Origin of the sequence: Rhodococcus yananensis (genome assembly GCF_020515525.1) — a bacterium.
Taxonomy (GTDB): domain Bacteria; phylum Actinomycetota; class Actinomycetes; order Mycobacteriales; family Mycobacteriaceae; genus Rhodococcus; species Rhodococcus yananensis.
The window spans coordinates 39,734-51,818 of the sequence record NZ_JAIYEP010000015.1; the positions used below are offsets into that span (position 1 = coordinate 39,734).

General features: G+C 67.8%; 11 protein-coding genes. 7 read left to right on the forward strand and 4 right to left on the reverse strand.

Features of this window, described 5'->3' with window-relative positions; translation table 11 throughout:
• Positions 1 to 151: 151 nt before the first annotated feature.
• Entirely contained in the window at positions 152 to 1,219 is a 1,068-nt protein-coding gene (locus LDQ05_RS05870; protein WP_226435954.1) for a hypothetical protein, read from the reverse strand.
• Positions 1,220 to 1,678: 459 nt separating this feature from the next.
• Here LDQ05_RS05870 and LDQ05_RS05875 point away from each other — a divergent pair, with 459 nt between their 5' ends.
• Complete coding sequence (locus tag LDQ05_RS05875; RefSeq protein WP_226435955.1) at positions 1,679 to 2,617, forward strand: saccharopine dehydrogenase family protein; 939 nt, start codon at positions 1,679 to 1,681, stop codon at positions 2,615 to 2,617.
• A gap of 62 nt (positions 2,618 to 2,679) precedes the next feature.
• Positions 2,680 to 3,159, forward strand: coding sequence for a GNAT family N-acetyltransferase (locus tag LDQ05_RS05880; RefSeq protein WP_068165734.1), 480 nt, complete (start codon positions 2,680 to 2,682; stop codon positions 3,157 to 3,159).
• An 18-nt stretch (positions 3,160 to 3,177) separates the two neighbouring features.
• Here the strand turns inward: LDQ05_RS05880 and LDQ05_RS05885 are convergent, their stop codons facing one another.
• Entirely contained in the window at positions 3,178 to 4,371 is a 1,194-nt protein-coding gene (locus tag LDQ05_RS05885; protein WP_226435956.1) for an IS110 family RNA-guided transposase, read from the reverse strand.
• A gap of 260 nt (positions 4,372 to 4,631) precedes the next feature.
• Here LDQ05_RS05885 and LDQ05_RS05890 point away from each other — a divergent pair, with 260 nt between their 5' ends.
• Positions 4,632 to 4,838: a hypothetical protein gene (locus tag LDQ05_RS05890; RefSeq protein WP_226435957.1), complete on the forward strand. Its 207-nt coding sequence runs from the start codon at positions 4,632 to 4,634 to the stop codon at positions 4,836 to 4,838.
• A gap of 435 nt (positions 4,839 to 5,273) precedes the next feature.
• Positions 5,274 to 6,173, forward strand: coding sequence for an alpha/beta hydrolase fold domain-containing protein (locus LDQ05_RS05895; RefSeq protein ID WP_226435958.1), 900 nt, complete (start codon positions 5,274 to 5,276; stop codon positions 6,171 to 6,173).
• A gap of 46 nt (positions 6,174 to 6,219) precedes the next feature.
• Here LDQ05_RS05895 and LDQ05_RS05900 read toward each other — a convergent pair whose 3' ends face one another.
• Positions 6,220 to 6,615, reverse strand: coding sequence for a winged helix-turn-helix transcriptional regulator (locus LDQ05_RS05900; protein ID WP_264184495.1), 396 nt, complete (start codon positions 6,613 to 6,615; stop codon positions 6,220 to 6,222).
• Positions 6,616 to 6,709: 94 nt separating this feature from the next.
• On the opposite strand from LDQ05_RS05900, the gene LDQ05_RS05905 reads away from it, so the two are divergent.
• From LDQ05_RS05905 to LDQ05_RS05915, 3 genes are all read left to right on the forward strand, one after another.
• Positions 6,710 to 7,558, forward strand: coding sequence for an NmrA family NAD(P)-binding protein (locus LDQ05_RS05905; protein WP_226435960.1), 849 nt, complete (start codon positions 6,710 to 6,712; stop codon positions 7,556 to 7,558).
• Positions 7,559 to 7,665: 107 nt separating this feature from the next.
• The gene (gene pepN / locus LDQ05_RS05910; RefSeq protein ID WP_226435961.1) at positions 7,666 to 10,164 is read left to right on the forward strand and encodes an aminopeptidase N; all 2,499 of its coding nucleotides are present in this window, start codon (positions 7,666 to 7,668) and stop codon (positions 10,162 to 10,164) included.
• Complete coding sequence (locus tag LDQ05_RS05915) at positions 10,161 to 11,309, forward strand: site-specific integrase (protein ID WP_226435962.1); 1,149 nt, start codon at positions 10,161 to 10,163, stop codon at positions 11,307 to 11,309. Before pepN ends, LDQ05_RS05915 begins: the two co-directional genes overlap by 4 nt.
• A gap of 13 nt (positions 11,310 to 11,322) precedes the next feature.
• Here the strand turns inward: LDQ05_RS05915 and LDQ05_RS05920 are convergent, their stop codons facing one another.
• On the reverse strand, positions 11,323 to 12,075 hold the full coding sequence (locus tag LDQ05_RS05920) for an HAD family hydrolase (RefSeq protein ID WP_226435963.1): 753 nt from the start codon (positions 12,073 to 12,075) through the stop codon (positions 11,323 to 11,325).
• Positions 12,076 to 12,085: the final 10 nt, after the last annotated feature.

Here is a 12,085-nt window from a genome sequence, read left to right on the forward strand (position 1 = left end):
GCCGGTCCTTCGGGAAAGGTGCGGTTCGGAACGCGCTCACGGATCGGATCGCGCGCGGCGTCGCCCGGCGCCGATCACACACGGAGGAACCCGGCGCGCGGGCAACGCACGCGCACGAACTCCGCTTTGCCGGGGTGACGGCACCTCTTCACTATCCCGCGGTCGCGCCGCGAGGTCCAGACCCGGTGGTGGGCGAACCCGACGGCGGGGCGGCCGCGCGGACACGGCCGAGTTCGGTGCGCAGTTCGTCGAGTTGTCGTCGGGCTGCGCTCGCGTCGTCGCGGGCCTGTGTGAGATCGCCGCGCAACTCGTCGAGACGTTCGCGCGCGGCGGTCTCGGCGGCCTGCGCGGACGCAGCGGAGACCCGCGCGGCTTCGAGCGCGTCGCGTAGGTCGGCCACCCGCTCACGCTCCGCGGTGAGTTCCGCGGTGGCACGTGCGGCGCTCTCGGCGTGACGTGTCGACTCGGCACGGGCGCGTTCGACGTCGGATTCGGTGCGGGTGAGCAGTTCACGGAGGTCGTCGAGGTCGGATCCGAGACGGTCGTGCTCGGCGGTCACCCGACCCAGCTGCTGTTGCTGGGTGGCGACGGTCGCTCGGAGGTCGGCGACGGTGGTCTCGAGTTCGGTGACGGCAGCGGCATGTTCGTCGCGGTGGCGGGCGAGTTCGGCGGCATGCCGCTCGTCGGTGCGGGCGAGTTCGTCGTGGTGGGCAGCTTCGAGGGCGCGCACCTTCTCGGTGTGGGCATCGCGCGCGTCGGCGAGTTCACGGTCGACCGCGTCGACTGCGGCGTCCGCGTTGTCGCGGTCGTCGACGGCGCGGGACAACTGCTCCCGCAGTTTCGCGGTCTTCGCGTCGGCGTCGGCGCGGACCTTTGCGAGTTCGGCGGCGGACCGTTGCAACTGGGCGTCGACGGCGGCCGGGTCGGCGAGCTTGTCGAGTGCTGCGGTGATGCGGGTGGCGACCGCGGTGTGCTGCTCGATGCTCGCCGCCGTCAACGTGCGGAGGGCATCGACCGCGGCTCGGAGATCGGTCGCGGCATCGGCCGGGGTCGCAGGTAGGGACTCCTGAAGTTGCTGTTCCTCGCGGCGTCGCCGGACTCGTTCGCGGTGTGCGCGTACCCGGTCGGCGGGGGAGTCGTACTTGCGCGGGCGGCCCACGCGTGGCTTCGCGGTGGTGTCGCGTTCGGACTCGGCGGCGCTCGTCTCGGCGGATTCCATGTCGATAAACGTACACAAAATGAAATGAAAAACGAAATGAAACGAAACGAAAACCAAAAGACCTGGTAGATACGGCAGGATGGCGGTGAGCAGACGATTAGAAGGGGGATAGGCGGGTAACGAAACTATATATGCGCATGTATTGATGGGAAGGGTTTGATCGTCATAATGCCCACTTATGACGATCAGCTCCCGGTGGGCGAATGTACCGACCGATCGAGTCGAATCGAGCAGACGGACCGTTCGCTCGCGGCACCGTGACCCGGGCGCCGCGACCCGGGCGCCCTCGCGGTCGGCGCCGGTGATGGGGGAGGGTCGGTTTCCAGTTAACGACACAGGCTGTTGACTTAATGTTGTTCGGGAGCAGATCATGTGCCTCGCACTCGTCCGACCGGGGTAGCCCCGAGCGGACGTGCGTCGGAGTGCGCCCGTCAACCATCACCCCGCAGAGGACCGCCCATGAAGCTCGTCATTCTCAGCGCAGGCTCGATCGCAGGGAAGGTTGCGCACCTTCTCGCACCCCTCGGTCTCCACGACGAACTCGTGATCGCCGACCTCGACCTCACCAAGGCGGATGCGCTCGCCCGGAGCGTCGGGGGCACCGCCGCCCGGTTCGATGCCTCCGACCCGGCAAGCATCCGGTCGGTGATCACCGGTGCCGACGTGGTGTTCAACGCCGTCGGGCCGTTCTACCGCTTCGGCATGCCCATCATCCGCGCCGCGATCGAGTGCGGTGTCCACTACGTCGACGTGTGCGATGAATACGACGTCGCCGAACAGTTGGTCCGCGCGACCGATCTCGACGAGGCCGCCAGAACGGCGGGGGTCACCGTGATCTTCGGCATGGGATATGCGCCCGGCATCACCAGCCTGATCGGGCGCTGGGCGGCCGAATCGCTGGACTCGACGCACAGCATCGACGTGACGATGGCGATTCCCTACCTGGTGAACATGGGCGCCACCATCAACGAGCACATGCTGCACTCGATGTCCGGGGACGTCCGGCAGTTCATCGACGGTGAGATCCGGCCGGTGCCCGCGTGGGGTGATCCGCGGCCCGCGACATTCGGTCCGCCCTTCGATACGACCGTGCAGGCCGGCTACATGGGGCACCCCGAGGGCATCACCCTCGGCACGTACGTACCGGGTCTGCGGAACGCCACCGTGCGCTTCACCTGGTTCGAGCAGGCCGGCAACGAACTGTGGCAGAGCTTCGAGCGACTCGGACTCACCGACCCGAACCCGCTCGCCGGACTGCCCGTCTCCCCGCGCGAATACCTGGCCCGGTTCATGGCGACGCCGGAGGGTGAGAAGGGGCTGGCGGTCGAACCGTCGCGCATGCCCGGCACCGTCATGCAGATCGTCGCGGACGGGGAGATCGGGGGGTCCCTATGTTGATGTCAACCGCTCGGGGATGCCACTGGAGTGCGGTCCGGTAGGGGCTGGAATAGTCGACGTGCATGGAATCCGTTGTGACGCTGTCGGGTGGGGACGCGGGTGAGCTGCTGACGTTGCAGCGGGCTGCGTATGTGACTGAGGCTCAGGCCCACGATGACGTGAACCTTCCCCCGTTGATGCAGTCCTTCGCCGAGTTGGTGAGCGAGCTGACGCAGCCCGACGTTCTCGCGTTCGGGTTGCGCGACGACTCCCGGCGTCTCGTCGCCGCCGTGCGCGTGTATCTCTCTCTGACGGAGCTTCACATCGCCGAGTTGGGACGGCTGGTCGTGGCACCGGACATGCAGGGCCGGGGCCGGGGCAGTCGACTGCTCGAACTGGTGGAAGAGCGACTACCTGAGCAGATCACTGATCTGCAGTTGTTCACGGGTGAGCGCAGCCTCGGCAACCTGCGGCTCTACTCTCGGTTCGGTTATCAGGAAACGCACCGAACTCCGACTCCAGGCGGCTATGCGCTGGTCCATCTGGCGAAGCGAGTGCGTTAGCACGCCTGCTGGGCGTGATCACGCCGCGTCTGCGGTTGGTGGCTGGTAGAAGGTCTTGTTCTTGAGCATCGCGTGCAGGACGTCGCAGCGGCGTCGGGCGAGGCAGATCAGGGCGGCGTTGTGTCTCTTGCCCTCGGCGCGTTTGCGGTCGTAGTAGGCGCGGCTGGTCGGGTCGTGCAGGGCCGCGAACGCGGACAGGAACAGGGCGCGTTTGAGTTTCCGGTTGCCCGAGCGGGCCGGGTGCTCGCCGCGGATCGAGGTGCCGGAGCGGTGGGTGACCGGGGCGATGCCGGCGTAGGCGGCGAGGTGCCCGGCCGAGGCGAAGTCCGAACCGTCACCGATCTCGATAAGGATGCGTGCTGCGGTCCTGACTCCGATGCCGGGCATCGAGGTCAGGACCTGGGAAAGAGGGTGCTCGTCGAGAATCCTCTCGACGTCGTCACCGATGGCTCTGCGTTGTTGCAGCACCTCTTTGAGCGAGTCTGCGAGTTTCGGCAGCACGATCTCGGCGGCCTTGCTGCCGGGAACCGTCACGGTCTGCGCGTCCAGGGCGGCGAAGATTTCCTCGGCCAGGCGGGCGCCCATCCGCGGTGCGTGTTTGACCGCGAGGGTGGTGATTCGGCGTTTGCCGGCCTGTCGGATCCCGACCGGTCCGCCATAGCGGGACAGGATCTCGAGGACAGCCAGATGGTTGATCCGAGGTCCCAGTACTCGTTCGAGGGCAGGGTGGATGCCGGTGAGCAGTCCTCGGATGCGGTTGCTGACCCGGGTCGCCTCGCCGGCGAGGTCGTCGTCGAACCCGACGAGCACACCGAGTTCGGTCAGGGTCTCGTCACCGACGTCGACCCGGCGCATCGTGTGCGGCATGGTGCGGGCGGTATCGGCGATGATGAACGCATCGCGGGCATCGGTTTTCGCTTGCCCCGGATACAGGTCGGCGACCCGACGCATCGACAACCCCGGCAGGTAGGCGACGTCGTGACCGCAAGCTCGGGCAACGGTGACCGGCAGCGCGCCGATCGTGTTCGGTTGATCGACGACCACCAGGATCGGCCCGTGTACGGCCAGATCCGCGAACACAGCCCGTAGTCGGGCCTCGTCGTTCGGCAGTGCCTTGTCGAACAGTCGGCCGCCGGCGGTGTCCAGCCCGACCGCGTGATGATCGCTTTTACCCACGTCGATGCCGCAAAACACGGCGTAACTCGTGTCCATGAAGCAGTCTTTCGTCCGGTCCTACCGGTCGCCGATCCCGCATCGATACCCGGCACCCACGTTACAAAGAGACCTACCTCGAACCCGGTGGCCTTGTCCCTATCAGCGGTCTACCGATGCCACCAGGCTCGGCGACACCACCCCCGGATCATTCGAGAGACAGGGGAAGAAAGTCATACCGAACCTGGCGACCGTGGCCCCGCGGTGCGGGACTACGAAGAAGGTAACGGGAGCCCGCCCGGGCTCTGTTCGAGACCCAGGTGATCTACACCGGTGGACCGGCCCACGACCCCACCCCGCGTGCCGCCGCCGCTGCCGTCCGACAGCTGCTCGAGGGACGCATCACCAGGAAGGGCCTGATGTCGCCCGAAGCCTGCATCGACCCGGAGCCCTTCGTCACCCGGGTGCTCGAGGACTGTGGCGTCACGATGACCCGACAGATCACCACTGTCTCCCGGATCAGCTGACCGACGGCGTGGGGACCACGGTTCACCCGTGATCCCCGCGCCCGGACCGCACCGCCGACACCCGGTGGGGCGTATAGGGGTAGCCGTAGTACTCGGAAGAATCGGGTGGATACGGGCTGAGCGCACACCTCCGGTCTGGGGAACCGCGAGGGAGTGCCCGGCTCTTTCACTACGGCATGGGCATTTCGTCGCTACGGCTCGCGGGTCTCGTCATCGGGACCGGCGCATCCAGGCTTACCCTGAATGCACCGATCAGCTGAGCGCGGTGCTGTGAGTGTGGTGTGCGCCGACGATCGGTCTCCGAGTACGAGTATTCCGAGGTCAGAAGGCTGCTTGGTCATATCCGTCCGATTCTTCCCGAGTGCTACGGCGACCCCGTATAGAGTCGGCAGGGATCCGGGTCGTCCGGCCCCGAGCGCGTGATGGGGAGGATCTTTGAGGCCGAGCCTGCCGAGCCGCATGGTTCCCGGCGTGATCCGGGTGATGCGTCGCAACCGCCGGTACACCAGTGCCGCGGGAGCGCAGGAGTTCCTCGACGACTGTGTCTTGCGGCCGCGACCGTACGGCCCGCCCCGACGTCTCCGGCGCGACGTCGAGATCGCAGTGGACAGCTCGGACGGCTGGCCCGTGTACACCGTCACGCCCACCGCCACCGCTCCACACGGAAACACGGTCTATGTCCACGGTGGTGGCTGGGTCGGTGAGATCGTCTCCCAGCACTGGTCTCTCGTGGCGCACATCGCCGCCGAAGCCGCAACGACGGTGACCGTGCCCATCTATCCCCTGGTACCGTTCGGCACTGCCGATCGCGTGGTGGCCGGTGTCGTGGATCTCGTCCGCCGAAACCGTGATCGTTTCGGGCAGGTGCATCTGGCGGGGGATTCGGCGGGTGGCCAGATCGCGCTGTCAGCCGCGATCGTCCTGCGCGACGTCCACAACGTGACGGTGCCGCGCACCGTTCTGATCTCACCGGCGGTGGACCTGTCGATGACCAATCCCGAGATCGACCGCATCCAGCCCGTCGATCCGTGGCTCGGTCGCGAGGGCACCCGATTGTTCATCGACCACTGGCGTGGTGAACTGCCCCTCGACGACCCCCGGGTGAGCCCGATCGCCGCCGACCCGCGTGGGCTCGGCCCCCTCACCGTGTTCACCGGGACCCGCGACATCGTTCACCCCGACGCGCGGTTGCTCGTGGACAACGCGGCGTCGGCCGGGGTCGACGTCGACTATCACGAGGGCCGCAACCTGCTGCACGTGTATCCGTTGCTCCCCACTCCCGAGGGGCGTGCCGCCCGGTCGGTGATCGTCGACCGGCTCACCGCACCCTGCTGAGGCTCACGCGCTCGGCCGCCATCGTCGACTCGACCGGCGCGTCGTGTCAGTGCTCCGCGTCGTAGGCGACCTGTGCCTCGGCGATCTCGGGCAGCGACTGCTCGACGAGTTCGATGAGTGTCGCCAGGGGGGTGGTGATGCGTCGGCCGAGGTCGGTGAGGGAGTACTCCACATGCGGGGGGATGGTGGTCTGGACGTCGCGGCGCACCAGTCCGTCACGTTCGAGCTTGTGCAACGTCTGCGACAGCATCCGTTCGCTGATCCCGTCGACGCGGCGTCGCAGTTCGGAGAATCGGTGGGTGCCGGAGGCCAGTGCGACCAACACGAGGGCACCCCATCGGCCGGTGACGGCCTGCAGGACAGGCCGCGTCGCGCAGTCGCGCGCGAAGACGTCCGCGGCCAGGGATCTGTCGGTGCTCACGGCGACCACGATACCGCGCATCCAGAAAGGTAGCGCCACAGATTATGTTTGCGCTTACGAAAAGTAAGTGTAAGACTGGATGTCGGTTGAAGGATCAACGAAAGGGTTCGACCACATGACCATCGCCGTCACCGGAGCAACCGGCCACCTCGGCCGCCACACCATCGATGCGCTGCGCGAGCGCGGCGTCGCCCCGGGCGACCTCGTTGCCGTCGTCCGCGACGCGACCAAGGCCGCCGATCTCGCCGCCACCGGAATCCAGGTGCGCGTTGCGGATTACGCCGACGCCGCCGCCCTGCGTGCAGCGTTCGACGGTGTCGACAAACTGCTGCTCATCTCGGGCAGCGAGGTGGGGCAGCGACTCGCCCAGCACACGAACATCATCGATGCCGCGGGTGCGGCCGGGGTCGGATTCATCGCCTACACCTCCCTGCTCGGCGTCCCCGTCACTCCGCTCGCGCTGGGCGACGACCACCGCGCCACCGAGAAACTGCTGGTCGAATCCGGGATTGCGCACGCACTGTTGCGCAACGGCTGGTACTGGGAGAACTACGACGCGGCTGTTTCCACCGCGCGGGCCACCGGCGCCCTGTTCGGCGCCGCCGGAACCGGTCGTATTGCCGGTGCGGCACGCCGGGACTACGCCGACGCGGCCGCCGTCGTCCTTACCACCGACGGACAGGCGGGTGCCGTCTACGAGCTCGCAGGCGACGAACACCTCACCAGTGCGGACATCGCGCAGATCCTGTCCGCCATCGTGGGTGCACCCGTGACCTACCGAGATCTTCCGGAGGCCGACTACGCCGCGGTCCTCGAAAAGGCCGGTGTTCCCGCCCCGTTCGCCGAGATCCTCGCGGACTCCGACGCCGGCATCGCGGCCGGGGCGCTCGACAGTACCAGCACCGACCTGCGCCGATTGATCGGTCGCAGCAGTACTCCCGCGGCCCAGGTCCTCGGCGCCTGACCACACCGGTGCCCGGATCCGGGTGCCCGCACCGTCGTGCGGGTGCGGCACACGCATGCGCCACGAGTCCCCGAGAACCGGGCATCGAAGTGGCAGGATCAGTGACCGTGAGTTCCGCGAACCTGTCCCGAGCCGAAACCGCTGCACGTGCACGAGCCCTCGACGTCCACTCGTACCACGTCGAACTCGACCTGTGTGGCGCCCTCGACCCGCACCGCAACGGCTTCCCCACGGTCACCACTGTCGAATTCACCGCCTCCACCCACGAAACGTGGATCGACTTCCTCGGCGGCTCCGTCGAATCGGTCACCGTCAACGGCGACCTGATCCCTGTCGTCTACGACGGCGCACGCATCACCGTCACGGGGCTGCGTGAGATCAACGTCGTCACGGTCGTCGCGACCGGCCGCTACAGCACCTCCGGGGAGGGCCTGCACCGTTTCGTCGATCCCGTGGACGACCACACGTACCTCTACACCCAGTACGAACCCGCCGACTCGCGGCGCGTCTTCGCGTGCTTCGAACAACCCGATCTCAAGGCGTCGTTCACCTTCGTGGTGACAGCACCTCCGCACTGGCAGGTGCTGTCGAACAGCGTCGTCGAACAGCGTCGTCGCGGCGAGCAGAGCCAGACCGTGACGTTCGCGGCGACGCTACCGATCTCCACCTATCTCACGGCCGTCGTCGCCGGCCCGTACCACCGCATCGACTCCCATTGGACCAGGGGAGAACTCACCGTTCCGCTGCGTGTCCTGTGCCGCGCATCGCTCGCCGAACACCTCGACGCCGACGAGATCTTCGAGATCACCGCCCAGGGACTGGACTTCTACGCCGAGCACTTCGACTACCCGTACCCGTTCGGCAAGTACGACCAGGTGTTCGTCCCCGAGTACAACCTGGGGGCGATGGAGAATCCCGGCTGCGTCACCTTCACCGAGGCCTACGTCTTCCGCAGCGCCGCCACCGACGCGCAACGTCAGGCCCGCGCCAACACGATCCTGCACGAGATGGCCCACATGTGGTTCGGCGATCTCGTCACCATGAAATGGTGGGACGACCTGTGGCTCAAAGAGTCCTTCGCCGACTTCATGGGCGCCCTCGTCAGCGCCGAGGCCACCCGCTTCGTCGACGCCTGGGTTGCGTTCGCGAACCGTCGCAAGGCGTGGGCCTACGCGCAGGACCAACTGCCCACCACTCATCCGATCGTCGCAGACATCGTCGACCTCGAAGCCGCGAAACTGAACTTCGACGGCATCACCTACGCCAAGGGCGCATCCGTCCTCAAACAGCTCGTCGCGTACGTCGGCCGAGACGCATTCTTCGCCGGTGTCCGTCGATACTTCCGCACGCACGAATTCGGCAACACGACCCTCGACGACCTCCTCACCGAACTCTCCGAGGCATCGGGACGGGATCTGACGGCGTGGGCGCAGGCGTGGTTGCAGACCACCGGCGTATCCACCCTCACCCTCGACTCCGTGGACGGCGACGGCTACGTCATCACCCAGACCGATCCGCGCCCGCACCGCCTGGCCATCGGGCTCTACGACCGCGACACCGCGGGCGATCTGGTCCGCAACTACCGTGTCGAGATCGACCTCGCCGACGTACACACCCCCATCGAACTCCCCGACGCGCCGTTGATCCTGCTCAACGACGACGATCTGACCTACGCCAAGATCCGCCTCGACCCGCGGTCACTCGACACCGTCGACGCGGAACTCGACCGGCTGACCGACCCGCTGGCCCGCGGTCTGATCTGGTCTGCCCTGTGGAACGCCACCCGAGACGGTGACCTGCCGGTCACCCGATACCTCGACATGACGCGTCGATTCGCGATCACGGAACCGGACATCACCCTGCTCACCGCCGTCCTCGCGAATTCCGCCGCTGCCGTCGAGCACTACCTGCCGCCGGCCGAGCGCCCCGACGCGCGCACTGCATGGCTCGACACGGTGTGGCGCGGCACCGTCGACTCCGCCGCCGGCAGCGACGCCCAACTCGCGTTCGCGCGCGCCGTCGGTGTCGCGGCGACCGTCGACGACACCCGTGCCCCGCAACTGCGAGCCTGGCTCGACGACCCGTCATCGGCGCCGCCCGGACTCCGCCTCGATCCGGATCTGCGCTGGTCGTGGTGGACGGCGCTGGCTGCGACCGGGCACGCGGACGAAGCGGATCTGCGGGTCGAACTGGACAACGACGACACCGCGACGGGCCGCACGGCGCACCGACGGGCCCTCGCCGCCCGACCCCGCGCCGAGGTCAAGGCTCACGCGTGGGCATCGATCTGCGCAGATCACACCCTCAGCAACGACCACCTCGACGCGACCATCGCCGGTTTCCGCGCCGGGGCGCGCCGCGACCTGATCGGTCCGTACGACGTCGACTACTTCGCGCTGCTCCGTGACACCTGGAGTGACCGCAGCATCGAGATCGCCCGCCGGATCGTGCTCGGACTGTTCCCCGCCACCGACAGCCTCGACCTCGTCGACGGCTGGCTCGACGCCAACACCGACGCGCCCGCAGCACTGCTGCGCCTCGTCGTCGAACAACGCGATCATCTCGCCCGCGATCTGCGCGTTCGGCGCGCCAACGCCCGCCCATGACGGCGCCGATCGATTCCCCGGGGAATCCGCATCGACCGGACCTCGCGGGCACACCGCAGCCACCGGACACGGTCACCGACGCGATGCGGCGGCTCCGCGAGATGGCCTCGTCCGAGAACACCCGCGCCGCGCATCTCGCGGACTGGACGATCTACACCCGATGGTGCGACGCCACCGGGCACGCCCCGATTCCCACCACCGCCGACCAACTCGCCTGGTTCCTCACCGAGAAGTCCACCGAGATCCGCCCCGACGGGCGGTGGGCGTACGCACCGTCGACCCTGTCGCGATGGGTGTCGACGATCAACAAGATGCACTCCCTCGCGGGGCATCCGAAACCCGGTGCCCACGAAGCTGTCCGTGACCTGCTCCGGGGGCTTCGCCGCAGCCGCGCGACACCGCCGGCTCGCCGCACCCCGCTGCTCACCGACGACGTCCGCACGATCGTCGGGGACATGCGTACTCACGCCTCCACCTGGGCGGACCGCGTCGCCGAACGTCGCGACACCGCGTTGCTGCTGCTCGGACTGGCCGGTGCACTGCGTCGCTCCGAGTTGACCGCGCTGCAACTCGCCGATGTCGTCCCGCATCGCGCCGACGGACTGTACGTGCACATCCGGCGTTCCAAGACCGACCGCAACGCCGCCGGCCGGACCGTCACGCTCCCGTACGGCACCGACCCGCGCACCTGCCCCGTCTGCGCGTACCGGCGCTGGCGCGAGATCCTCGACCTATGGGACACCGATGGCCGGTCTGCTGTCCGCGACGCACTCACGGAACCGGACACGCCCACCGAGGAACACTGTTGCCGCGGTCTCGCCGCCGGTGTTCCGACGGACGGGCAGCGGCCGCTGTTCCGGCCGGTGCATCACACGGGCGCCATCGGTCCCGACGCGTTGTCCGGGCAGTCCGTGCACTCGATGATCCAACGTCGAGCGCGCCGCGCCGGATTCAGTCCCGAACTCGTCGCGACCCTCGGCGGTCACAGCCTCCGCGCCGGCTTCGTCACCCAGGCCGTGCGTGGCGGCGCCACCACACAGACGATCATGACGCAGACCGGGCACGCCGACGAACGCATGGTTGCGCTGTACAGCCGTCATCACGCAGGGCTCGTGGGTAACGCCGTCACGTCCCTCGGCCTGTGACCGGCCGCGAACATCAGGCGTCGGTACAGGTCAACCGTCCCTCACCGAGCGCCGCCACATCGACGGAGCCGAGATCGGTGACGACCAGATCCGCTCCGGCAACCCGCAGTTCCTCCTCGTCTCCGGCACGAGCCACCCCCAGCGCGGCCATACCACCGGCCTTGGCGGCCTGCATGCCGCTGACCGCATCCTCGACGACGACGCAGCGCTGCGGCGGGACACCGAGTTCGGCCGCGGCCGTCACGAAGATCTCCGGATCCGGCTTGCCGTGTGCGAAGTCGCGCCCCGACAGGTCCACGTCGAACACGTCGAGCAGCGGACCCGAATCCGCTGTGAAATCCTCCATCCGCACCGCCCGCAGGAATCGATGGGCGTTCTTCGACGACGACGCCGCCGCTGTCGCGAACCCGGCGGCCCGCACCGCAGCGACGAAACGCACCGCGTCGGCGTAGGCGTCGAACCGGCGGGCGTCGATCAGCCGCTCGAGCAGCGCCTGCTTGTGCACGGAGTACTCCTCGACGCGCTCTGCGGCATCGGGTACACCGAAGTATTCGAGACACGCCGACGCACCCTCCGCACGCGGCTTCCCCGACAGCACCGAGCGGTACACCTCCGGGGTGAAACCGTCCGGGGTCCACCGCGATCGGTCACGCACGTCCGACCAGGGCCCGGTCATCAGATCGGCCAAGGCATCCCGCCATGCACGTTCGTGCGGCGAGTCCACCAACACTCCGTCGACGTCGAAGATCACTGCTGCGAACGACACCGCCACCTCC